Genomic DNA, 24,984 nt, shown 5'->3' on the forward strand with positions numbered 1-24,984 from the left:
AATACCGATCACACCCCGAACCAACGAGCCTATCACCGCTTTCAACGAATAATAAATCAAAATCCTCATTTTGTCGCTAGTTTTATTTGTGCAAAAAGATAAGATATTAGTTAATTTGGATAGAAACATTTCATTTCTACTCGCAGGAATTGCAGGTTATGTAGATGCTTATGGGTATATAACCATTAAAACATATTTATCATTTATGAGCGGCAATACCACACAGCTGGGATTTTCAATTGTTCAGGGAAGTTTAACTGCAACACTAGCCACCTTTACGTCCATTATATCTTTCTTTACCGGGATTTTTCTAGGCAATATACTTATTCAGATTAATTCTGAAAAACTAAAATGGATCTCTCTGGCACCAACGGTATTTTTGTTAACGATCTACTTATTTCTGGCAAATTTCTTAAAACCCAGTACAGAACTAAGTATTGTATTGTTGAGCCTATCAATGGGTTTTATGAATACAGCTGTATCAAAGGTGGGCAGCCAATCTGTAAATCCCGATTTCGTTACTGGTACGCTAAACAGCATGGCTCAACATCTCGCATTCGCTGTAAAGAAGAAGTACCCCGAGGACAGTTTAGGCGATTGGGACACGCACCTGACCCGGTTTACGATGTTGTTAAAAATATGGTTTTGCTTCTTATCGGGATCTGCGATCTCCACATTGATTAGTCCTGAACTGAACTCCTTCACAATAGTTATACCTTCAATGGTGCTCCTGACTATTGGTATCTATCGTTATCGCTGATCTGAAATCAAGGCCAACAAGTCCTTACTCAGGATTCCGCTGTTGATAAAGATGTTTTATAGCAATGGACTTCAGGTACTCAATATTATTTACCGGGGTTTCCGTTAGCTTAGCCTCATCATCCCAGTACCGCATTCTTACAATCAATTCAGCATCTGGGTTTTTTTCAAATTCTGCAGCTTCGTTGATCGTCATAACACCGCCCTGAAATTCAAGTGTAACACGACTTGCAGGCGATAGTTTTTCGAAGTAGTCTGGATTGATATATGTCAGATATCGCTTGGCAATCACATGACCATTTACCAGGGTAGCCAACCGTGTGGAAAAACCTTTATCGATCAGGTAATCAGCACCTAGCTTTTCGTGGTCTATATTTCCCATTCCGCCCATGCTGCCTACTTCTGCCCCGGCAGCACACAGGTGTCCAATATCATGAAAAAATGCCGCCAGGACTACCTCATCTTCATACCCTTCAACCTGCGCAAGATTAGCTGCCTGAGACATATGTTCCAACTGTGATACCGGTTCTCCTATGTAATCTTCATCGCCATGCAGCGTGTATAAATCAAAAACTTCATCTACGATCTCTTCAGGAGTTTGTGTTGTCTTGTTCATGGTATTTTATCGGATGACTATATAAGTCGACCAAACATACAAACAAGAGATTAACTGGTTATTAACTTAAAAAATTGTTTCCGTTACTATCAGATCTCCATAGTAAGAATCAATGCATTGTTACTTAGTGCCTCCATTTCCACAGCATCGGTATCCCATAATGCCAGGCCGTCTTTTGCGTGCAGCAAACGTCCTTCCACTTCAAACGCTCCGGCAACGACAAAGCAAAAGAACCTTGATGCCGAGCCACGCTTTTGATATGTAATTTCTGAACGTCCTTCAAATGATCCGATATTCAGGTTAAAAGGTGAAGTTTTATCCTGATCTGCAATCAGGCTGATTAATGCGTTAGGCAGCATTCCTAACTCAAAATCAACTGTATAGGGGAGCATCGGACGATCGTCTGATGCAGCAATCCAGATCTGCAAATAGCTGATAGCATCGGATTCATATGGATTACTAATGCTAAAGTTACTTTCCCTGTCTAGTTTCATGACAAATAATTGCCCCACTAGTACGTCCTCCAGCACTTTACCACAACCAGTATATCGCAAATCTCCAGTTATCGGCACTAAAATTATATAAGTCGGCTTTTCAATATCCATTCGAATCGTTGCAGCACCTTCCAGCAGCTCATCGTTGAATAAATACAAAGGATCGAAAGGCCCTTTGTGCTCGTTAAAAAAGGTATCAAAATTAAACGTGCAGTTTCTCTGATACAGCGCAGTCTCTATAGTCCCGCGCTGCTCACTTAAAAAGATCTTACCTGATGACGCTTCCATATCAAACGTTTACTTTCATGGTTAAAGCGAAGCCCTCCGTCAGACTGCCCGTTACCGATGCAACCTCTATTTTTAAGGTATCATCACTGAACACATTATCATTTGCATTGTACGTATATCCGCTCATTCCCTTTTTGTATCCGTTTACCAGTGTAACCGCTGCGCCTGAGCCTTCAGGAAAAGCAATCTGAGTGATTTTTAAGGAGTTTCCCGCCGCCGTGTAAACGTGCACATGAATATGTGTAGCACGTCCGCTATACCATCCAGGAAATATGCTGGTAAAAGTTACTAGCCCATTTGCATCTGTAACCTGCCTGCCTCTTAAAAAATGTACCGATTGATAATTTGTAGCCTGCATTCCTGTACCCCCATACTCAGAATAGTTCCCTTCAGCATCACAATGCCAGATATCTACAATTGCTCCTGCCAGTGCAGCGCAATTACTTGCGGTATTGATCGTGATCTTTGAGGTAAGCGGATACCCGGTCCGTCCATCTGTGATGTCACTTCTACTGTAGGAGGATGGTGCTTTTGTGGGAAATGGACCTTCTGTTTCTGTCGGTGCAACCGTACATGAAGTATTACCTGTTCCGCTATTCGTAACAGTACCTGTTCCCGAAGGATCATCGACCGTAGAACTTGACTTTTTACATCCTTCGATTATGGCTGGAGCCGATAATGCGCCGATGATGAGACTTTTCAGAAAAACCTTTCTTTCCATGATAATTGAGATTATAGTAACCACCTTAATGGTCATAAATATCTTTTATCTCAGGTTCAGACTAGTGTAAGTATAGATAAACAGCGTAAATGTATCGGTAAATCACAGCTTCAGCCATTCGTTAACCATCGGAAGATAGCTGTTTCCAATCGGGAGCTCCCTGCCAGCATTCAAGGAAACCTTCCTGTTGTGCACCATTTTGATCTGGCTTGCCGGCACAACATAACTACGATGGATTCTGATAAACTGTTTTTCAGGCAGTTTCTCTAACACCTTTTTCAGAGACATCAGACTCGAAACGGCCTTGTCGTTCAATAGATGTATAGTCACATAATCGCCAAAGCTTTCAATATATGCAACCTCCTGAAGAGCTATCCGAACGAGCTTGTAATCAGCATGTACGTATATACTTTCTGTAGCAACAGATTTCGGTTGTTGTCGGTATTCCTGATAAAGTACAGCTTTAGTGATGGTTTTTGAAAACCTTGCAAAATCTATAGGTTTCAGTAGAAAATCGAGTGCATCCAGTTCAAACCCCTCATAGGCGAAATTTTTGTAGGCAGTAGTAAAAATAACCATAGGCCTGACTGTCAATGTACGCACCAGGTCGATCCCCGTGATATCTGGCATATTGATATCTATAAAGAGGAGATCGACGGGGTGATGGTTTAAATACTCCGCTCCCTGTATTGCATCTTCAAAGGTGTACAGTAAATTAAGTACCGGGCATCGGGAAGTATATTCCCTGATCAATTCCAGTGCTAGAGGCTCATCGTCTATTGCAATACATGTAAGTCTCTTCATTATAAATACAGCTTTAGGTCTACAATAAATCGATCCTCTTTTTTTTCAATCAGTAAAGTATGTTTACCTGGATATGCAAACTGTAATCTCTGTTTGGTATTATTGATGCCTATGCCAGTCCTGGTTAGCTTGACGTTCGCAGAGAAATCATGGTTCTCGGTATAAAAATGAATTTGTGTGTCGGCTATATTAACTCGTATGATGATGGGACAGATCCTTTGTTTGCTGACACCGTATTTAAAAGCATTTTCCACAAATGTCATGAGTACCAGGGGCGCAATCTTCTGATTCAATGCTAGCCCCTCTACATGATATTCAATTGGAGTCTTCGCTCCGAGGCGCAATTCCTGCAAACCAATAAAGTTATCGACACAGTCCAATTCATCACGTAAGGATACTTTTTCTTCGGTGATATCATCAGTAAGGTATCTCATGATATTCGAAAGTTTCATAATGCTGGGCGCCGTATTAGGATTTGATGTTACGGCGAGGGTATAAATATTATTTAATGTGTTGTACAAAAAATGCGGATTGATTTGGGCTTTTAGAAATGAAAGCTGTGCTTCCGCGCGATCTGCCTCCGCTTTTATGGCTTTACGTTGCGTGATGTACAACTGCTTGTTAATTTCTATTGCCATGGTAAGTGAGATAACCATGACGAACAGAAAAACACCTACAATATCAAAACGATGTGACTCCCGCTGATTTGGGGGGCCGGGCCTTTGAAATTGAGTATCACGGGATCCCAATTCTGGTCCAGGCGGCCGGCCACCATATTCAGGCGCTGGCCCGCCCCGATCAGGCCGGGGCTCCTGCCTGTCCGATCTTCCAAAGTTGATTCCTTGACGTTGGTGGGCCGACATCAAGTGGTCAAACGGCTTCACAATGCAGACGCCAATAAAAAGTAGGCTGATTATTCCGAAAAACAAGAAGTAACGTCCCTTGAGGTAAAGTCTGGGAATCAGCACCAACCTGGTCAAATAAAACAGCAACAAATAAATTCCGCAAAACTGCCAGTAGGCGCCCATACTGATTACCTGCATCGTATCCTCATTATCCTGCTGGTTTAGCATAAACACTATGGGGAGGCTAAAGAAAAGCATCCATCCGGCTAGCTGAGTAATGATTCTGGCTATTTTCAAATTTATCACACTTAAAGGTCATTAATATTACAAAAAAGATTCCATTTGTACCGATGAACAGCATAATTGTAAGGATGAAAACCGGCAGCGTAATGTTGGGTGCTAACACAAATTTTTCAGGTCGATTATATTATTGCAACCGATTGTAATTTTTAATTATTAATGCTAATTTGGCGTTGTCATCTTGAGCTGCTGAGTTGATATTTTTAAGACATGCAAGAAAAAGAGGTAACTATTTATGATTTAGCCGAGCGACTGAATATTTCCGCAACTACTGTTAGTCGCGGTCTTCAGGACCATCCTGCTATCAACATAAAAACCAAAAAACGCATTTTTGACCTGGCAGCGGAAATGGGTTACCGTTCAAATAAATTTGCCAGCAACCTGCGCAGGCAAAAAACGAATACGATCGGTGTTATTGTGCCCAGACTAAACAGTTTGTTTATGTCATCTGTATTATCCGGGATTGAGCGCAGTGTCAATAATGCGGGTTACAACCTGATTATAAGTCAATCTTTTGAAAAGGAATCCAAAGAAAAGACAAATGCTAAAACTATGTTTAACAACAGGGTTGATGCGTTAATCGTTTCTCTATCTTCAGACACAGCTGATTTTAGTCACTTCGATCCTTTCCTGAAAAAAAATATCCCTATCATTTTCTTCGACAGGACTACAGAAGCTATGAACTCCACAACGGTGGTAATAGATAATTTCAAAGCTGGTTATTTAGCTACAGAACATTTAATTACACAAGGCTGCAGGGAAATTTTGCACATCACGGGAAATATTGATCGGAATGTGTATGCTGATCGATTGAAAGGATACAAAAAAGCACTTTTAGATCATCAGATAGATTTCAGGGAAGATCTTTTTATCTCCAATGACCTTTCTGAGGGGGCAATGCATGATGCTCTTATAGCGCATGTAATAAAACGCAAACAGCTGCCAGATGGTCTATTTGTTACCAATGACTCGGCCGCAGCTTTTGCACTAACGATTTTGAAAGGAGCCGGCCTACGTATTCCCGAAGACATCGCGGTAGTCGGATTTAACAATGACTTAATTTCCCGTGTTACGGAACCTCCTATTACAACTATAAACTATCCCGGTAACGAAATGGGAGAACGAATTGCCAGGATATTAATTGACCATCTTGATGGTGATGGCAATCCTGATTTGAACAGCCAGATCGTACTGAATACAGATTTAATTATAAGAGCTTCATCGATAAGAAAAAAAACATATGAGTAAACAAATAGCCATTGTTACTGGCGGAGGTGCAGGATTAGGTCTTGCGATAACGAAAAAATTGGCGCACGAAGGAATCCATGTCGTCATGATCGGCAGAAACGAGGAAAAGTTAAAAACTGCTGCCCAAGATTTTGGATCGTCTTGCAGCTATAAGGTACTGGATCTTCAGGATCTAAAAGCCATTCCTGCCTTAGTTGACGAAATTTATCAGGAATTCGGGAAGATTGACATTTTGGTAAACAACGCAGGAATTAACATGAAGAAGCCATTTGTGGAGGTGACGGATGAAGATTTTGCGGGGGTTGTACAAACTAACCTGGCATCAGTATTTGCGATAAGCAGAGAGGTTGTCAAAAAAATGATCGATCATCATGCGGGTGTGATTGTAAACATCAGTTCTATGGCTGCCCAATACGGCATTCCTAAGGTTATTGCTTATTCGGCAGCAAAAACAGGCATTGAGGGCATGACAAGGGCGATGTCAACAGAACTTGCTCCTTTGGGCATCAGAACCAATTGTGTGGCGCCAGGATTTATTGAGACTGCTATGTCTGCTAAAGCGTTAGATGCGGATCCAGAAAGAAAGAACAAAGTATTTTCCAGGACTCCAATGGGAAAAATGGGACAGCCTGATGATGTTGCTGAGGCAGTGTACTTCTTTTGTTCTGAAGGGTCAAAATACGTTACGGGGGTTGTTATGCCAGTTGATGGCGGAAATTCCGTTGGTTTTTAAAATGTAGATATTTAATCTTTTGCGTCAGTATTCCCTGTCGATTGTCTTTCCACAATAGTGGGTTCCAGTACGATATTGCGAATACTGTCGTAAGGATTAAGCTGTCCGGCCATTTGCAGAAACATCTCAGCACAGGCCTTTCCCATTTCACCTGGATGCTGATCGACAGTAGATAAGCTTGGTGTAATGTAGGCTGAAAAAGCCTCATTCGCAAAACCGATAACACCAATCTTGGGCGGTGTTTCATCAATTTCCTTTAACTTTTTGATCACACCCAAGGCTGTGAAGTCATCCCCTGCAACAATTGCATCGGGCCTGTTTTCAGATCTTAATAATTTAGCGGCACCATAGCGACCATCTTTGATTGAAAGTCCACCCAGGATAATATTGTCTTCAGAAAAAGGTAGTTTGTTATCCCTGATCGCATCCTTATATCCTTTTAAACGATCATTAAAGATTTTGATCTGATGCACTGTGGTTATGAAAGCAATATTTTTGTAGCCCTGATCAATCAGGTATTGCGTAGCCATATATCCTGCCTGATAATCGTTCAATGTAATTGTTGGTACACGAAGTTGTTTGTTAACACGGTCAAACAGCACCAGCGGCTTGTTTTGCGCTATAATTTCTTCAAAATGCGAAACATCATCTGTTTCTAAAGACATAGAAGCCATAATACCGTCCACCTGAGCTTCAAGTAGTGTTCTCACACCGTTCACTTCGTTAACAAGGGATTCTTTTGACTGGTACAGGATAATGCGGTAACCGCTATCTTTCAATCCCTCTTCAATACTATGTATAATTGACGCGAAAAAATGCGCTTCCACGCTGGGTACAATCACGCCTACTATAAAAGTCTTACCAGACTTTAAGGCTGAGGCGAGTTTATTCGGACTATAATTTAATCTTTTAGCTGTCTCTACAACCAACTGCCGGGTAGCATCGCTAATGGCAGGAAAACCACTCAAAGCCCTGGAAACCGTAGAAACGGTTATATTCAATTCTTTGGCAATATCGTATATAGTTGTCTTTTTCTTCAAAACTGATGACAGGAAATAGATTTAATGCAATGATAATAAAAAATACCGCTGTAAATATTAAACTATTTACAGCGGTTATCATGCTGCTACCAATAGATAGAGTACAATGCAACGATCAGACCAAGAATTAACAAGGCACCGACTGCAAAACCGGTAGAGGTTTTAAACATTTTAGCGTCTATTTCAAGTCCTTTAGGATTAGCTCCTTTTCTACCTTCAACCATACTTATAATATACATACCGATGATACAGAATATAAACACGAATCCCATACGGTCAAGGAAAGGAATTTCGTAAAGCATAGCACCACTTTCCTGCTTAACCAGTTTTGAGAAGCCCATTCCAGATAACCACGAAAGGTCACTGAACTTAGGGAGAACTTTAAGGAACAACGACAGACCAAACCCACCAATTGTAGCAAAAAGTGCGGCGTTAGAAGTTGTTCTTTTCCAGAAGAAGCCCAGGATAAACATGGCAAAAATACCCGGAGATACGAATCCTGTATATTCCTGAATATATTGGAAACCACCCTTTTTATCGATGCCAAGATGTGGCGCAATCAATACGCCCAAAATCATTGCTACAATGATCGTAACCTTACCGGTAACAACCAGGTTTTTCTCTGTAGCGTCAACATTAAGGACTTTTTTGTAAATATCTAACGTAAAAATTGTCGCGATACTATTGGCCTTACCTGCTAATGAGGCAACAACTGCGGCGGTTAATGCTGCGAAAGATAAACCTTTTAAGCCTGCGGGAAGCAGATTCAAGAGAACCGGATAAGCCCTGTCAGGATTCACAGATCCATCCTGCATCATCTCGGCCTGAAATGCCCCATCTTTATACAGTACGTATGCAGCTATACCAGGCAATACAACAATAATCGGCATGAGTAACTTAAGGAAAGCAGCAAATAAAATACCGCTACGTGCCGTTTTTAAGTCGGCACCCAAAGCCCTTTGCGTGATATACTGGTTGCAACCCCAATAGTTCAGGTTTACGATCCACATACCACCTACGAGCACGCTAAGTCCAGGCAAATCGATATAGTTTTCATTTTCAGGTTTCAGAATCATGTGGAAATGTTCCGATGCCTTGCTGGTCATTAGGTTATATCCTTCTAAAATCCCATGTGTTCCATAGTGCGTCGACACAAGATTTAAGGCCAGGTAAGTAGTTGCGAGGCCACCCAATATCAGGAAAAACACTTGTATAACGTCGGTGTAACCGATTACTTTCATTCCACCCAAGGTGATAATGATTGCAAATGCGGCAATGGCATACATACACAGATCGATACTGAAACCGGAGATGCTGCTCACAGCAAGTGCACCCAGGTAAAGGATAGATGTTAAGTTAACTACAACATAAAGCAGCAACCAGAATACGGCCATAATCATCGCAACGGTACCGTTATAGCGTTGATGCAAAAACTGAGGCATCGTAGAAATCTTATTCTTCAGGTATACAGGAATAAAGAATACGGCAACAACAATTAATGTAGCTGCAGCCATCCATTCGTAGGTAGCAATAGCTAATCCCATTTTGAAACCGGATCCGCTCATTCCTATAAACTGTTCTGCAGAGATGTTCGAAGCGATCAGTGATGCACCAATTGCCCACCATGTCAGCGAACCTTCAGCCAAAAAATAATCTTTTGAGCCTGTTGAAAGAGACTTCTTTTTACGGTAGATATACAGCCCGTAGGAAGCAACAATTACGAAATAGATTAGAAAAACAATGTAATCCTTCGTATCGAGTAAGTGATTTTTCATTAATTTATTTGGTTAGATTTTTTATAATGCCTTAAAGTCTGAGTCCAGACCTTAAGGCATTAATCAGCATTTTATGTGGCTGATTTGGTTTTTAAATATATCGATTTATTATGTTTTCCAAATACTCTTGTTTACCACTGCGTGTTTCTGGCTCGCCATTTTCTGCAGCATAGTTTCTTAGGTCTTCCAGACTCAATTTACCTTGCTCAAATTCAGCACCTTTACCACTATCAAAAGAAGCATAGCGATCCGTTCTAACTTTTTTGTAATCAGATTTTTGAAGTACTGCATCTGCTGTAACCAAAGCCCTTGCAAAAATATCCATGCCACCAACGTGCGCGTAGAATAAATCTTTGGGATCTGTAGAGTTACGTCTGATCTTGGCATCGAAGTTAATACCACCGCCTTGTAAACCGCCACCTTCAAGAATGATCATCATCGATTCTGTCAGTTCATTGATGTCGTTTGGAAACTGATCAGTATCCCAGCCGTTTTGATAATCACCACGGTTGGCATCCATTGACCCTAATAAACCACTATCAACAGCAACCTGAAGTTCGTGCTGGAAAGTATGACCTGCTAATGTAGCATGGTTAACTTCCAAGTTAAGTTTGAAATCGGCAAGCAGGTCGTATTGCTGTAAAAATCCTCTAACTGTTGCAGCATCATAATCGTACTGGTGTTTAGAAGGCTCACATGGTTTCGGCTCGATTAGGAAGGTCCCTGTAAAACCTTGTTTTCGAGCATAGTCTTTCGCGGTATGCAGAAATTTAGCTAAATGCTCCTGTTCGCGTTTCATGTCTGTATTTAAAAGGCTCATATAACCTTCTCTTCCGCCCCAGAATACATAGTTCTGGCCACCCAGTGCGATTGTTGCATCTAATGCTGCTTTCACCTGTGCTGCGCCATGTGCCAAAACATGAAAATCAGGATTGGTTGAGGCACCATTCATATAGCGTTTATGGCTAAATAGGTTTGCTGTTCCCCAAAGTAATTTCACGCCGCTGTCCGCTTGCTTTTGTTTAGCATAATCTACCAATGCCTGCAGTCTGCGTTCGTTTTCTACGATATCATCACCATAGTCTACAACATCTACATCATGAAAGCAATAATAAGGGATTTGCATTTTAGTGATGAACTCGAATGCTGCATCCATTTTATCTTTAGCACGTTCTACAGCATCTTTCTTTTCGTCCCAAGGGAAAACATGAGTTGGACCACCAAATGGATCACCACCGTTTCCATTGAATGAATGCCAGTACGCGCAGGCAAATTTAAAATGCTCTGCCATAGTTTTTCCTGCAACTACCCTATTGGCATCATACCATCTGAATGCAAGCGGATTATCACTTTGCAAACCTTCAAACTGAATTTGATCAATTCCTTTAAAAAATTCTTTTGCTCCTGTTACTACTTTTGTCATTATGTTATGGTTTGTGTTTTTATTACAATGCATTAATTAAAATCTGTTTCCAATCAGTATAGATAGGCTCATAAGCGGCAGCATTTTGCGGCTCAAAATATTTGATGACTTCGTGTGAAGTAAAAGCCGCTTCAGAATCCTTAAAAATTCCGGCACCGATACCAGCACCTAAAGCGGCACCTACACTACCATCATTTTCATAGAGTTCTACTGGCACTCCAGTAACATCTACAAAAGTCTGTGCGAAAAGATCACTTAAGAACAGGTTTGCTCTACCCGCACGGATTACTTTAGGCTGCATGCCATTTTCTCTCATGATATCCAGGCCGTAACGGAAAGAAAATGCTATTCCTTCCTGCACGGCGCGGAAAATATCTGCCTGGTTGTGCAGGTTTAAATCGATACCAAGAAGTTGAGCACCTGTATACTTATTGTTGAGCATACGCTCGGCACCATTGCCAAAAGGCAGGACTTTAAGCCCCTTACTTCCAAGAGGTGCCGATGCTGCGAGCTTATTGAGTTCTGAATAAGATAAATGCGGTGCGAAATTATGCTTAGCCCAGCGATACATGCTGCCTGTGCCATTGATACAAAGCAATACCCCGGTAGACGTTGTTCCTGTTGAATAGTTAACATGGGCAAAAGTGTTCACGCGTGATTGCTGATCGTAAGTTAATTCGTCGCTCACACCATAAATCACCCCTGAAGTGCCTGCAGTTGCAGCAACTTCACCAGGTTTCAATACATTCAAAGACAGCGCATTATTGGGTTGATCACCGGATTTATAGGATACCGGAATACCAGCTGTCAAGCCTAATGCGCTCGCGATCTCAGCCTTTAGCAGGCCATGTTCAGAGAACAACGGTCTGATTTCCGGAATAACTTCATGATTAAGTCCGTAGAAATTCATTACATCGGCAGAAACTTCATTTTTCTGAAAATCCCAGAATACACCTTCTGATAGTGCCGGAATACTTGTTGTAATAATCCCTGTAAGCATCATACCGATAAAATCGCCGGGCAACATAGCTTTATCTATCTGGCTATATATCTCAGGCTCGTTGTTTTTAACCCAGGCGAGTTTGGAAGCTGTAAAATTTCCGGGAGAGTTTAGCAACCTATGTAAGCACGCCTCATGGCCTATTGTGTCGAAAGCTTCTTCGCCCAACTCAACGGCTCGGCTATCACACCAAATGATGCTATCTCTTAATACCTGTTGATCTTTATCTACCACAACCAGCCCATGCATCTGATAGGCAATACCAATAGCTGCTATTTTTTTGGGGTCAAATAGGCCAGAAGCATTTAATTGAAGTATAGCTTGCTGTGCGTTGTGCCACCAATCCATTGGCGACTGTTCCGCCCAACCTGGTTTGACGGATTTTATTTCTGTTTCTTCTTCTGGATACTGGACAGCTTTGACAGATTTCTGCGTGGCTACATCAACAACTGAAACTTTAATAGATGAAGTACCAATATCAATCCCTAATAAATACATAGATTATTCAAATTTATACCTGGTTATGCAAACGGTTGCATAAAGATAGATTTTAATTTACCAACACCAAATTTTTTATAAAAAAATCACAGCTAATTGTTTAATGGAATGCTAGTGGCTTGACTATAGGTGGCATTTAACTCGTTAAAAGTGCTTTTTGCAACCAATTGCCGGGCTCGTTAAGACTTCGTATTAGTTCGGTTACATTATTATTTCGTTTATATTTTTACAAGGTTGCAACCGATTGCAAAAATTAAGCTTTTATTGTATCTTGGCAGCAGGTATCTGCAATTTCAATTCAAGATGTTAAGAAAGATCATAATTCTATTCAGCATTTCGCTAATCAGTTTTATAACCAATGCACAAATCAAACTTCCAAAACTAATAAGCGATGGGATGATTTTGCAACGTGATGTGCCCGTACAAATTTGGGGGTGGGCTGGATCTGGAGAGGGAATTTCTGTACGATTTAATTCCAAAATCTATCGGGCCACAGCTAATGAACAGGGTAAATGGTCAATTTCACTTCCGGCTACCAAATCGGGAGGCCCTTATCAGATGGAGTTTTCCGCGAGCAATAGAATAGTATTAAAGGATATACTGTTCGGGGATGTATTTATATGTAGCGAGCAAAGCAATATGGAACTGGCTATGGGGAGTCTTCTGGACAAGTATCCAAAAGAAATTGCCAGCGCAAACTATGCCAACATCAGACAATTTATGGTACCTCATGATTACGACTTCATCAATGAGCGTTCAGACTTCACAGCCGGTGCCTGGGAATCCGCAACCGCTAAAAATGTGCTGAACTTTTCTGCGGTGGCCTATTTTTTTGCCGTTAACATTCAAAAAAAAGAACACATCCCTATTGGGATAATTAATACTTCTGTGGGTGGATCACCCGCCCAGTCGTGGATCAGTGAACAGTCACTCCGGCAATTTCCAGACTATTATAACGAGTTGCAGAAATTTAAAGATCCCAGTTTTACAAAAACTATAGATTCAAATAACAGAACAAAATCAGCGGCTTGGTATGCATTATTAAATCAAAAAGATGACGGACTGAAAAATAACTGGAAGTCGAATGATATCGATTTTCGTAATTGGCAGGAGCTTAAAACAGTTGGTTATCTGCCAGAAACAGTTTTCAACAAACAAAACGGTGTGGTATGGCTGAAGAAGGTGGTATCGCTTAATAAACGAATGATATCAGGGAAGGTCAAATTGTTATTAGGAAGACTGGTTGACGCAGATTCGGTATTCATCAATGGAAAATTTGTGGGGACAACCGGAAATCAGTATCCGCAAAGGAGATATTTACTGAACGAAGGTATACTTAAAGAAGGACAGAACACGCTTACCATCAGACTGGTAAGTGCTTCGGCGAGAGTAGGTTTTGTTCCCGACAAACCGTATATGCTGATATTAGCTAAAGACACTATAAATCTTGCTGATGCGTGGAAATATAAAACAGGTGCGATTATCCCCCCTCCTTCTGCCCAAACTGTTGTACGTTGGAAACCTGCCGGGCTTTTTAATGCAATGATTTCACCACTTATGCCTTTTAAGATCAAAGGCTTCTTATGGTACCAGGGTGAGGCTAACGCCAGCAAATCAGAAGAATACCTCAGGCTCATGCAGACTTTAGTTGCAGACTGGAGAAAACGATGGGCACAAGGAAATCTTCCCTTTTTATACGTACAACTTCCGGGCTATATGGAAATTAAAGATTTGCCCTCAGAAAGTAACTGGGCTAAATTGAGGGTTGCGCAAAGTGAACTGCTCGCGGATAAAAATACTCGTATGGCCGTTGCGATCGATTTGGGAGAATGGAATGATGTACATCCGCTAAATAAAAAAGAAGTTGGCGAGCGACTGGCCCTGCAGGCTGAGCAGTTAATTTACGGGCGACAAATTAATGCCTCAAGTCCTTATTTTGACAGTGTCAGACGGATTGGCCAACAACTTGAAATCAGCTTCAAAAATATCGGCAAAGGGTTGATGAGCATGGGTAACGGGCCTTTAAAGGGTTTTGCTATTGCTGGTGAAGATCGAAAATTTGTTTGGGCAGAGGCGGCCGTTAAAAACAATCGAGTTGTGGCCTTCAATAGCGCTATAACTAACCCAATGTATATCAGGTATGCCTGGGCAGACAATCCTTCAGGTGCAAATCTGTATAACAAGGACGGCTTGCCAGCTGCACCCTTTGAAGCGCAAATACCTAACAAATAAAAACAACCATAAATTAAGCTATATATGAGAATGACACAAACCATGCGCTGGTATGGACCTGATGACATCGTTAGCCTTGCAGACATTCGTCAGGCGGGCTGTACAGGCATTGTGACAGCGCTGCACCAAATTCCGGTTGGTGCGATCTGGACAATCGATGAAATTGAAAAAAGAAAGATGATCATTGAAGATGCTGGAATGACCTGGAGCGTAGTAGAGAGTTTGCCTGTGCATGAAGACATTAAAAAGAGATCGGGAGATTTCGATGTCTACATCAGTAACTATAAAATCAGTCTTAAAAATCTAGCTTCGTGTGGCATATATACCGTTACTTATAATTTCATGCCGGTTTTGGATTGGATGCGAACGAATTTAAAGTATGCTACACCAACAGGCGCACTCGCATTACGGTTCGAAAAGATTGCATTTATGGCATTCGACCTTTTCCTTTTAAAAAGACCTGGTGCTGAAAAAGAATATAGTTCAGCAGAGTTTGATAAAGCGAAGACCTATTATAGTCAACTTTCTGACGACGGACGGGCCGAACTTACCGCGACCTGTTTACAGGGATTACCAGGAAGTAAGGATCATTTTACTCCAGAGCAGGTTCTTACACTATTGGAAGGATTTAAAGATGTTACTGCCGAGGTATTGAGGAACAATCTCGTGTCATTCTTATCGGCGATAACTCCAGTTGCGGATGAGTATGGCATCCAAATGGCAATACATCCCGATGATCCACCCTACCCTATTTTAGGCTTACCAAGAATTATGAGTACTGAAGCTGATTTTAAATATATCGTAGATCAGGTGCCGGCTAAATCAAACGGTCTTTGCTTCTGCAGTGGTTCTTTTGGGGCCAGGCCAGATAATGACCTTGCGGGGATAATCGACAGGATGGGATCGCGGATCTATTTCCTTCACTTGAGAAGTACACAGCGGGATGATGAAGGCAACTTCTTTGAGGCTAACCACCTCGAAGGCGATGCGGATATGTTTAAGATCGTTAAAGCCGCTGTTCATTTAATGCAGCAGGAAAACAGATCAATCCCTATGCGTCCAGACCATGGACATCAGATGCTGGACGACTTGCATAAACATCCTTATCCCGGATATTCCGCAATTGGCAGACTCAAGGGCCTTGCAGAATTGCGGGGACTGGAGGAAGGCATAGTCAGGATGAACACCTAGGTTTGTAAAAAAGGTTCGGGCAACTATGCTACCACGTAGCAGATCATGCCTGAGCCTTTTTTATCGCAATAACAATCCCTGTTGCCCAGCATTGCTTTGTAATGATTAAATCCGATCTACGTTCCAGTATTCCAATTAACTGTATAGCCTTTTCCTGATGCCCTTCAGGCCAATTCGGCTGGGGCAACATATCATCAAGAATATAAAAACCACCCGGATGTAACATATCCAGCACTTCTTCAAGCATCAAATATTTTCCGTGCCATGTATCTGCAAAGATAAAATCGAACTTTAAATTCCTGTTTTCCGCTATCCATACTCCACCATCAGTACAGTTAAGCTGAAGTCTGCTCTCCTTACCCAAAAATTTCTGAGCGATACCCAAGTAGGCTGGGTCATTATCAACCGATATCATTTTGGAATTCGTATCCATTCCATCCAGGATCCAAGCTGTAGACAGGCCAGTTCCAGTTCCCAATTCCAGAAAATCTCCTCCCGGTTTAGCAGCTGCCAATGTACGTAGCAGCGAACAGGTGAGCACATCGGAGGACATTGAAAATGCCGTGTGCATGGTTGCATTTATAATAGCTGCATATGCTGATGGATACGCCTGGTTAATATCGTCGTTCATACCTAATTATCAATAAGTTTGTTAAGATATCATTAATTAATTATGATGCAATAAATTATTACCCACCGTAATTAAACTGTTGTTGGTTTAAAATCTTGCTGATTAAAAAAATAAATATTGGCGTTCGTCGAATAATTACAGGCGTTCGTCGTGAGTTGCCCCGCACTTCGTATAAAACAGCAAAACTGCGTGCAACTTTTCCTGGGGTAGTGGCGTCTTAATAACAAACAACAACAAAATATCTTAAATCATATAGTCATGAAAACTCTAGCAAAAACAGTATTCGCAACAGTATTATCAGTAGTAGTATTAACTTCATCAGCAATGACTACTTTAGCTGCCGACAGCACAGAAGTTGTTACTGTAAAAAACAACTTTAACAAAATCTGGGTAAGTGGTAATGTAAAAATCGTTCTTACTCAAGGTAAAAAAGAAGGTGTGTCAGTCGACAATCAGTTTAATCCTGAAAAAACTTCAATCAGCAGTGTAGGTCAGACACTATATGTCAACACTACAGAAACTGAGCAGGTAACGATCCTCGTGTCTGTAAAAGACCTGCAAAGGATTCAAGCAGCTGGAAATGCTGAAGTTGTTACAGCAAATAAACTTGACGTGAAATACTTACAGGTATTTTTAAGTCAAAGTGCAAAAGCTAAAATTAATACCAGAGCGGGAAGCCTGTACACGGTGATCAATGACGATGCCAAATTGAAAATGAGTGGATTGGCTGGCGAATATACTTTGGTGGCAAGTAACATGAAAAATGTGAAATACACTGACTTCATCAGCTTTGACAAAGGTCAAAACGGCTCAGAGATTCTTTTAAACGGAAATAGAGTTGCTGCCAGCAAATAACAACAACAATATACATGACAAAAAGGGCGTTCGGTAAGAATGCCCTTTTCTGTTTAAAACCTATTTAGCAATTGTAGCCGTAAGTTTGCTTCCCTTTAACCCTGCTACATTGGCCTTAATTTTCAAGGCAGCACCAGACTTTGAAATCTGTAACCGGGTATCCTTAGAAATTACCGTCCCTGACTTTATGTATACAAGTAATTCAATGCTTCCATTATTCTGCATTGTTGGATCAGACAGGGACACAGTAATCTGTTTTGCATTTTCCTGAACCATCACTGCCGCTTTTTTATTACATGTCAAATAAACGCGTCCGTTTCTCGATAGACTAGAACGCTCATCAGTCCAGAAATTCACTCCAACTATTCCTAATTTTTCCTCATAAACAGCCTGTATTTTCGCGGAATTTTCAAGAATAGAGATATCAGGACTGGCTGCATAGGCTTTAATCTTATTTTCATTAGCACCAGGCAAAAGAACATATGCATATTTATTCTCCTCCCTGTTATTGTCTACCTGATGAATACCGTGGTTAAACCAAAGAGATAAAAAAGGATTGGTTTTTAATGTGGTGTCGGACCCAACAGTGGTATTGATCTCATTCCATCGACCCGATTGTATATTGCGAAGGATATGAACCTGGGGTTTGTCAGGGAAATAATAACCTATATCTGTGTTCGGAACATTGCCCGATAAATGTGCCCAGCTTACGTTCATCGCTAGCTCTGACTCTCCCGCAATTATTTTAACCCCATTAACAGAGAAAGTATCCGATGTGCTTCCCAGCTTACGTTGCTCTACAAACGTTTGTACGTTTTTATGATCGCCATTAAAAATCCCGGCACCGAGGGCCACAATCTCATCATCAAATATAAACCATGACTTTTTACCTTCAAGGGACTGTCCTTTTGGTGCTAATGACATGCCTGTTACTCCGTACCGATTTTTAATGCTAGTCCCCCCTACCCAGTTACTGCGGCTGGTTTGCACAGGCGTCAATGTTGTATTTTCTTCGACCGTGGTTCCTGGCAGTCGGTAGTAATTTACAGTAGGCCAGAACGTCCCTTCAAATTGTGTGATATCACCATTGTACAAATAGGTCATGCCATCGCCGGTATGCCAACCTTTTAAGTTTTCGTTATTGATTGACTCGTAATTGTAAGTTCGATCTGAGTGCATACTGACTCCAAAAGTATATCCCTGTCTATGTACAACCACGCGATCCATATTTGGGAATTCCTTGTAAAACTCTTCGGTTTTAACCTTAATTGACGCATTACCAGCGATTTTTTTTGCAAGGCCATAATTATAGATTCCTAAAAAAGTTTTGTAGTCCAGGGCAGTGTAACGTGTCAACCATTTTTTTAGTAGATTCTGCAATTTTTTAGCATCCTCAGGTTTAGCTATTTCAGAGAGTAACAGTACAGGGTCCAACAGTCTTTTGAAACCGATATCAGTAATTGGACGATTCCTGGAAATCTCTCTTCCGGTTACCATGCCCATGATGCCGGATCCCGAGACGATAGGCTCAAAGGAATTATGAATCCAATCGTATATATTATGGAGACCCGGATTATTTAATTCCCAGGGCGACTTTGCCAGAATATACATCAGTATCGCGAGGTTATCGATTAGCGACAAGCCATAGCCGCCGGTATAGGGCGTACCATCATGTTGAATAAAGGAACCGTCGGTATAGAAACCATCCCCACTGCGTACGTAGCTAAAAACAGGGTTCATTTCTTTTCTGGCATATTGAAGTTGAGCTTCGTCCTTCAGCAGTATAGCCTTAACTGTGAGGATCGTACATATCCAAATCCTATTGGCGGCCGTAAATTCCATTACTGTACCATTAGTAAATCCGTTATCGGTTAAGTTAGGTGTAAAATGTGCCACCGCAGCAAGATATTTTGCTCGCCTTGAGTCTCCCAATTCATTGTAAAGCAATACGAGAACCTTATTGAGACTGAGCGGCGTCCCTATTTTATAATCCCACCAATTGTCAACATGTCTGGGTTTAGATCCGTTCGGCAAGGGTACAGTAGTATTATATTTATTGATATTCAACCACTCCAATGCCTGGATGATGTCGGTCAGCAACATTTCATTCTTGTATAGAGCAGAGCTTTTTGTTGCGTAAGCGACTGCCATTACATTTAACCTTGCATAGCTGTTTGTTATATCCGAGGATTTTGAATAGTCGAGATCTTTCCACAAGACAGTTCTGTTGCTGGCAGTATTGAAATCAGTTTTCCAATAGCGCTGTGCAGCATTTGTGATGTCATTTACCTTGAGTTTCAAATAAGGCTCATCAACCTGATAATCCCCTCCCGTTAACATATTTGCCCAGCGCAAGCGCACATCGTCATAAGGATCTGCATGCACAGATTTAGTAAGTGCTACGAAAAGAAACAATAACAGATATTTTCCAGGCGAAATCCTGCTTAAAATTTTCATACGATACGGGTCTACATTTGGTTGTAAAACGAAACCCCAAGATACTAATACTTGGGGAAATCGAAAATCCAACTCTTTTTTGCCTGTATCAGGCATAGCCAAGAAAAAAAGATAAAATTAAGTCGATGATTTAAAGAGGTATAATATACCAGTTCTGATAAATCAACATAAATAACTTGGAAGAAAAAGAGATTTGAGTATATTTGCACCATGCGAAAGTAGCTCAGTTGGTAGAGCACGACCTTGCCAAGGTCGGGGTCGCGAGTTCGAATCTCGTCTTTCGCTCCAGGGCCTTCTTCACGGAAGGCCATTTTTTTTATCTATTATTTAATCGGCTCGAGTATCAAATCTTCTGTAGTAAAATTCTTTTTCCCCTTTTTGATCTGACTTCAGGTCTCTGTCAAATAGCCGGTTAAGATTATTACCCGCCAAATCCTCCAGTACGGAGCTAACTTTAATGAAATAAGCTCCTGCACCCCAGTTTTTTTCAGGAATGAAACTCAATCTCTTATTGCTATTACCGGATAGGATTACGCCTGGAATGACCTGACCCTGTTTGTTGACTACAGATATCGATTCTTCCAGTAGATAATGATCAAGTGCCTCATTTAATTCTATAATGAGGGCTGTTCTGGTACGCGCGTAGGGAATTTTTAATAACCATGACGCTATATCCGGAATTCCCGAATCTCTTTTACCAGCAAGGAAAGTTTTTCGGATAGGTGTGACCAGTTTTGCACCATTGCGATCATTCCAAATCCCTGAGATTAACAACTCATAATGTTGCCCCTCAAGCAGCGGATTTCCAAATTCCCGATTGAGCACCAGATCGCGTTTTATACGTCCTGGATCAAGCCAAACAGTGAGTACATGACCTGTACTATCCCATAACTCTGGTTGTAAGTCAAGAAATATATTTTTGAGGGTATCGCCATGTTCATTAAGCAAGGCAATATGGCTCAATGAATTTCCAGTTTGCATAGGCTCAGAAAAAACAAGGTAAAACTTTAAAAGATTCTCTGGTAAAGTATCCAGCTGTGGATAGATAGCAATAAGTTTAGCTCTTTTATTTTCAGATCTGGCAGGCACATGCACCTTAGCAATAACACGTCCTTTTTGTAAGATGGTATAACTTAGTCCGGGTGTTAACGGTATAATGGGCCTAAAATAAATTGACGCCTCACTGCTGGTATATTCTCCAAGTATGTTACCCGATTGACGGGATAACGACACAGAAAGTGAGTTTGGAAGGCCCACATCCTTTGGATTTTGGAGTAAAGCTACAGGGATTTCTATCTGTACGGCTTTGCCGTCCTTATAGATGATATGCAGTTTTGACGACTGGTTTTTACAGCTGATCTCTGCCATACTGACCAGCAAAAAAAAAGCCAGGTTAAACATAAAGTAAAACCCAGCATTTTTAGAAGCATTTAGCTTAAATATTGTTACCATCTGAAGTCCAGAGGTCTAAATCACCATTTGCTTTACGCTGTATAACCACTGCTCTCTTGCCGTCCAGCTTATCAAGCTGAAGTACTTTTTCAAATGGCAAAGCTACGAAGTTTACGCCTGCTGTTGTCGTTACAGCTTTTTCTGTAAGTGATCCCTGAAATTTTTCTATTTCTGAATAACTCACTTTCGCTGCAGGTCTGTGGTCATTAGCCATGACAAGATAGCTTTGATCCTTCTCATCTAACCAGATCATGTCTGAAGGCGTATTTTGATTACCCATTTCTGCGATTGTACGTCCTTTTACATGTGCCCCTGGCTTGAGCTCATCCATTGGAAAAAGCACTAATGGTGTACAGGTATAACTGGCTACCAGATATTTTTTTCCGGCGATAGTTGCCGTACTGAACGTACGAATAGGTGACGTTGTTTCATAACGCCCGTGTGAGGCGTGGTACATTTCCAAACTGGATTCATCGTCTTGTTTGCCAGTAAAAGGGAAAGCTATACTTCTGAAGGATGAGCTAAACTCTTTGTTGGAGATCCCACTCACTAAAAGCTTACCATCAAAGAATCCGATATCAGAAATGGCTGATATGCGCATTGATCTGCCTCTTTGATCTTTGGCGTCTTCGGCAGGTGCATTGTTAAGCGCCACTTCAGAAAAGCTTACATCTTTTAACGATACTGATTTGATCACATTATCTGAAGACAGAGAAAGCAGTACCGGCAGTCCGTTAGTAGCTTTAACTCCTATATATAATCTTTTCGATACTGGATTTACCGCCATATCGGTTATCGTAACATTTTCTTTGGTTGTGCCTAAGGCCTCCGCAATCTTTACATCAATATTCTTTAAATCAAAGGGCTTAGCTGTTGTCACTTTAGCCACATCCTTAGTAGCTACAGCAAACACTGTGGCACTTTGAGAATCGCCGATGAAGAGTACGCCGGCAGGGCCAAATGTCAGGGCGGTAATAGATTTAATTTGTGGTGTTCCTGATTTTAAACCATAAGGAGTATTCCCTTTAGGGTTAACACCGGCAAAGAGCAAAACGCCAAGAAGTGCGGCTATGCCAACAAGATAGGTCTTTTTCATTTTGAATGGTTAAGGTATTAGTTTTTAAGGCTATAAACCAAATATAATCATTCTAAAGCTATTTCGCCATCTTACCTTTCCATAAATTAAATTTGAAGTAGAAATTATCGAAATCGAAAGGCTTGGTAATATAATCGTCCATACCAGCTTCCATACATTTCTGCTTATCTTCCTCGTAAGCACCCGCGGTCATCGCAATAATTATCGGCCTGGACTTTCCGTACAGCTCGATAATCTTCCGTGTGGCTTCCAGACCATCCATTTCCGGCATCTGAATATCCATGAATATCAGATCGTAAGGCTGTCTTTCAATTGAGGAAAGAACTTCTAAACCGTTCGCAACAACATCACAAGGATATCCAATGCTTTTTAATGTTTTTACGACTATTTTCTGATTAATAATATTATCCTCGGCAACCAAAATACGTACATCGGTATGTTCTATGGGCTCCTCTGGAACATCGTCCACAGTGATCGCATTATTTTTAAATGCCTCATCTTTCCTGGCCAGCGTTTCAAGCAGCATCTTCTTAAAATAAGCTTGCTTAATCGGCTTATCTAAAATGGCAGTAAAATATTTGCGGTCTGCATTTCGTTCAGCAGGAAAATGACCTGCAGAACTGAAAAGCACCAGAGGTAAAGTTGTGCTATATTTCTCGAATATCAGTGCCGCCACATCAATGCCATTCATTTCTGGCATCAACATATCTATAATTACCACGTCGGAACTGTTGTTGTTCAGTAACGTCAAACCCTCGCTACCAGATATTGCAATATCCGCATGCATGCCCCACATTTCGCAATGTCCTTTAAGTATCCGTAAATTGGTCAGGTTGTCATCAATAAGCAAGGCCGTTTTCCCTATCAGATCTTTTTCTGCAGTTATCGCACGGAATGCCTTAACCTGCCTGTCTGCATGCAGCTGAATGGTAAATTTGAATGTCGTACCGACATTTACTTCACTTTCCACACCGATTTCACCATTCATCTTTTCTACCAGGCGTGCGCTAATTGCCAGTCCAAGTCCCGTTCCGCCATACTTCCGGGTTGTTGAAGAATCTACTTGTGAGAAAGAGCTGAACAGCTTATGCATTTTATCCTGCGGGATGCCAATACCTGTATCCTTGATAGCAAATTCAAGCTTAAAAACATCGTTTTCTCTGTCGAGTAATTTAATGGTGGTCAGGATTTCACCCGAAGGGGTGAATTTAATCGCGTTGCCCACCAGGTTAACAACAATTTGCCTCAACCTTGTCATATCCCCGATCATTTCCATCGGAACTTCCGGATCTATCTGATAAAGTAAATCAATATCTTTTTCATAGGCTTTTACTGCAAGCAGATCGTAAGTTTCTTCGATGACTTTATGAATCAGGAAAGAGTGTTCTTCCAGTTCCAGTTTACCAGATTCTATTTTTGAAAAGTCGAGGATCTCATTGATGATTTCCAACAGTGAATCTGCACTGACACGGATTGACTCCACAAAATCAAATTGCTCTTCGTCCAGTTTAGTATTGCGCAATAAGCTGGTCATGCCAATAACACCATTCATCGGCGTCCGGATCTCATGACTCATATTAGCTAGAAATTCAGATTTAGCTTTATTCTGTGCATCTGCCAGCTGACTTTTCTCCTCAAGCTGTACATTTAGTTCTTTGAGGTGCTTATCATACAAGAACTGCGGGGTAACATTCTCAAAAGTCCAGAGCATACCGCTTACATGAGCCGATACTGTAGGGGCACAGTTAACATTTAGCACCAAGAATTCAGGATCTTCAAAGAGCCAATGCCAATTTTCTATCCTTTTATCCTTAGATTTAAACATCTCCATTCCTTTCATGAAAATTTCCTCTCTATTGCTAGCTCTATTTCTGAGTAGCTGCATTGCTTCTGCGAGATGAGCCGGGACTACACTTCCTACATTTAAATTAAACAAACGGGCTGCGTGTCCATTAATCCAGCTGTTTCTACCGCTGTCGTCTATAAAAACGGTGCTCTGTGGTATAGTTTGAAAGATGGCATTAAATCTAACTTCCAACTCCTCATGCGTGTAATGTAAAGCTGCCAGCTTGGTCATTTCGCAAATTTTATCCAGACAGGCCACTAAAAAATCCTTAAAATCTTCAGTAAAAGCTATTGGAATTGTCCAGGATAACACGATATATCCCGGACGTTCCAGATGAAATAAGGGTAATGCTACTGCTGATTGCTGATCCTTAAGCAAATCTGAGAATTTCTGGCTAAACGCAATGAAAGGAGCTTGAAAGTAAGCAATATCTTCGCCAGATGTTAAACCTGCCAACAAAGTGGGGTCAAAATAGGCCGGATCTTCATTTTCAGCAGTAAGGATCTTTGCAGTAAGTTCATCTTCTACTTTCAATAACAATGTATTGTCGGCATCCGACAGTTCCTTCAGTAACGCAGCACTCCGTAACAATAGAGCTTCCCATTTCTCATATTGTTCTACAACACCTGACTGTTTAATAAACGATAATGCACGTTTAGCCCAGTTTATCTGCATGAATA

General features: G+C 41.1%; 20 protein-coding genes and 1 tRNA gene. 7 read left to right on the top strand and 14 right to left on the bottom strand.

Features of this window, described 5'->3' with window-relative positions; translation table 11 throughout:
- Nucleotides 1-115 precede the first annotated feature (115 nt).
- Nucleotides 116-760, top strand: coding sequence for a YoaK family protein (locus CLV32_RS07905; protein WP_166641908.1), 645 nt, complete (start codon nucleotides 116-118; stop codon nucleotides 758-760).
- Nucleotides 761-784: 24 nt separating this feature from the next.
- Here CLV32_RS07905 and CLV32_RS07910 read toward each other — a convergent pair whose 3' ends face one another.
- The 5 genes from CLV32_RS07910 to CLV32_RS07930 form a co-directional block, all read right to left on the bottom strand.
- Complete coding sequence (locus CLV32_RS07910) at nucleotides 785-1,375, bottom strand: HD domain-containing protein (protein WP_133554209.1); 591 nt, start codon at nucleotides 1,373-1,375, stop codon at nucleotides 785-787.
- A gap of 89 nt (nucleotides 1,376-1,464) precedes the next feature.
- On the bottom strand, nucleotides 1,465-2,157 hold the full coding sequence (locus CLV32_RS07915; RefSeq protein WP_133554211.1) for a pirin family protein: 693 nt from the start codon (nucleotides 2,155-2,157) through the stop codon (nucleotides 1,465-1,467).
- Nucleotide 2,158: 1 nt separating this feature from the next.
- Nucleotides 2,159-2,878: a dioxygenase family protein gene (locus CLV32_RS07920; protein WP_133554213.1), complete on the bottom strand. Its 720-nt coding sequence runs from the start codon at nucleotides 2,876-2,878 to the stop codon at nucleotides 2,159-2,161.
- Nucleotides 2,879-2,980: 102 nt separating this feature from the next.
- On the bottom strand, nucleotides 2,981-3,682 hold the full coding sequence (locus CLV32_RS07925) for a LytR/AlgR family response regulator transcription factor (protein WP_133554215.1): 702 nt from the start codon (nucleotides 3,680-3,682) through the stop codon (nucleotides 2,981-2,983).
- Nucleotides 3,682-4,824 carry a sensor histidine kinase gene (locus tag CLV32_RS07930; protein WP_133554217.1) on the bottom strand — a complete coding sequence of 381 codons (1,143 nt, stop codon included), beginning with the start codon at nucleotides 4,822-4,824 and terminating at the stop codon, nucleotides 3,682-3,684. The genes CLV32_RS07925 and CLV32_RS07930 overlap by 1 nt, the downstream gene beginning before the upstream one ends.
- Before the next feature lie 213 nt (nucleotides 4,825-5,037).
- Here CLV32_RS07930 and CLV32_RS07935 point away from each other — a divergent pair, with 213 nt between their 5' ends.
- Nucleotides 5,038-6,075 carry a LacI family DNA-binding transcriptional regulator gene (locus CLV32_RS07935; protein ID WP_133554219.1) on the top strand — a complete coding sequence of 346 codons (1,038 nt, stop codon included), beginning with the start codon at nucleotides 5,038-5,040 and terminating at the stop codon, nucleotides 6,073-6,075.
- Nucleotides 6,068-6,808, top strand: a complete 741-nt coding sequence (locus CLV32_RS07940; protein ID WP_133554221.1) for an SDR family NAD(P)-dependent oxidoreductase — start codon at nucleotides 6,068-6,070, stop codon at nucleotides 6,806-6,808. The genes CLV32_RS07935 and CLV32_RS07940 overlap by 8 nt, the downstream gene beginning before the upstream one ends.
- A gap of 11 nt (nucleotides 6,809-6,819) precedes the next feature.
- Here the strand turns inward: CLV32_RS07940 and CLV32_RS07945 are convergent, their stop codons facing one another.
- From CLV32_RS07945 to CLV32_RS07960, 4 genes are all read right to left on the bottom strand, one after another.
- The gene (locus CLV32_RS07945) at nucleotides 6,820-7,848 is read right to left on the bottom strand and encodes a LacI family DNA-binding transcriptional regulator (protein WP_133554223.1); all 1,029 of its coding nucleotides are present in this window, start codon (nucleotides 7,846-7,848) and stop codon (nucleotides 6,820-6,822) included.
- Nucleotides 7,849-7,934: 86 nt separating this feature from the next.
- Complete coding sequence (locus tag CLV32_RS07950) at nucleotides 7,935-9,623, bottom strand: sodium/sugar symporter (protein WP_133554225.1); 1,689 nt, start codon at nucleotides 9,621-9,623, stop codon at nucleotides 7,935-7,937.
- A gap of 91 nt (nucleotides 9,624-9,714) precedes the next feature.
- Complete coding sequence (gene xylA / locus CLV32_RS07955) at nucleotides 9,715-11,046, bottom strand: xylose isomerase (protein WP_133554227.1); 1,332 nt, start codon at nucleotides 11,044-11,046, stop codon at nucleotides 9,715-9,717.
- 22 nt (nucleotides 11,047-11,068) lie between these two features.
- The gene (locus CLV32_RS07960) at nucleotides 11,069-12,544 is read right to left on the bottom strand and encodes a xylulokinase (RefSeq protein WP_133554229.1); all 1,476 of its coding nucleotides are present in this window, start codon (nucleotides 12,542-12,544) and stop codon (nucleotides 11,069-11,071) included.
- A 303-nt stretch (nucleotides 12,545-12,847) separates the two neighbouring features.
- On the opposite strand from CLV32_RS07960, the gene CLV32_RS07965 reads away from it, so the two are divergent.
- Together CLV32_RS07965 and uxuA are read left to right on the top strand one after the other, a co-directional pair.
- Nucleotides 12,848-14,776, top strand: a complete 1,929-nt coding sequence (locus CLV32_RS07965; RefSeq protein WP_133554231.1) for a sialate O-acetylesterase — start codon at nucleotides 12,848-12,850, stop codon at nucleotides 14,774-14,776.
- Nucleotides 14,777-14,800: 24 nt separating this feature from the next.
- Nucleotides 14,801-15,967, top strand: coding sequence for a mannonate dehydratase (gene uxuA / locus CLV32_RS07970; protein ID WP_133554233.1), 1,167 nt, complete (start codon nucleotides 14,801-14,803; stop codon nucleotides 15,965-15,967).
- Between the two features lie 43 nt (nucleotides 15,968-16,010).
- Here uxuA and CLV32_RS07975 read toward each other — a convergent pair whose 3' ends face one another.
- Entirely contained in the window at nucleotides 16,011-16,598 is a 588-nt protein-coding gene (locus CLV32_RS07975; RefSeq protein ID WP_133554235.1) for an O-methyltransferase, read from the bottom strand.
- A 258-nt stretch (nucleotides 16,599-16,856) separates the two neighbouring features.
- On the opposite strand from CLV32_RS07975, the gene CLV32_RS07980 reads away from it, so the two are divergent.
- Nucleotides 16,857-17,453 carry a GIN domain-containing protein gene (locus tag CLV32_RS07980; RefSeq protein WP_166641909.1) on the top strand — a complete coding sequence of 199 codons (597 nt, stop codon included), beginning with the start codon at nucleotides 16,857-16,859 and terminating at the stop codon, nucleotides 17,451-17,453.
- A gap of 60 nt (nucleotides 17,454-17,513) precedes the next feature.
- Here CLV32_RS07980 and CLV32_RS07985 read toward each other — a convergent pair whose 3' ends face one another.
- The gene (locus tag CLV32_RS07985; protein WP_166641910.1) at nucleotides 17,514-19,910 is read right to left on the bottom strand and encodes a polysaccharide lyase 8 family protein; all 2,397 of its coding nucleotides are present in this window, start codon (nucleotides 19,908-19,910) and stop codon (nucleotides 17,514-17,516) included.
- A gap of 212 nt (nucleotides 19,911-20,122) precedes the next feature.
- On the opposite strand from CLV32_RS07985, the gene CLV32_RS07990 reads away from it, so the two are divergent.
- Nucleotides 20,123-20,198, top strand: a tRNA-Gly gene (locus CLV32_RS07990).
- A 39-nt stretch (nucleotides 20,199-20,237) separates the two neighbouring features.
- On the opposite strand, the gene CLV32_RS07995 is transcribed toward CLV32_RS07990, so the two are convergent.
- The 3 genes from CLV32_RS07995 to CLV32_RS08005 all read right to left on the bottom strand — a co-directional run bounded on the left by CLV32_RS07995 (nucleotide 20,238) and on the right by CLV32_RS08005 (nucleotide 24,979).
- Nucleotides 20,238-21,278 carry an Ig-like domain-containing protein gene (locus CLV32_RS07995; RefSeq protein WP_133554240.1) on the bottom strand — a complete coding sequence of 347 codons (1,041 nt, stop codon included), beginning with the start codon at nucleotides 21,276-21,278 and terminating at the stop codon, nucleotides 20,238-20,240.
- Nucleotides 21,279-21,345: 67 nt separating this feature from the next.
- Entirely contained in the window at nucleotides 21,346-22,458 is a 1,113-nt protein-coding gene (locus CLV32_RS08000; RefSeq protein WP_133554241.1) for a hypothetical protein, read from the bottom strand.
- A gap of 58 nt (nucleotides 22,459-22,516) precedes the next feature.
- Nucleotides 22,517-24,979: a hybrid sensor histidine kinase/response regulator gene (locus CLV32_RS08005; protein WP_133554243.1), complete on the bottom strand. Its 2,463-nt coding sequence runs from the start codon at nucleotides 24,977-24,979 to the stop codon at nucleotides 22,517-22,519.
- Nucleotides 24,980-24,984 lie beyond the last annotated feature (5 nt).

This window comes from Pedobacter duraquae, assembly GCF_004362245.1.
GTDB classification, from domain to species: domain Bacteria; phylum Bacteroidota; class Bacteroidia; order Sphingobacteriales; family Sphingobacteriaceae; genus Pedobacter; species Pedobacter duraquae.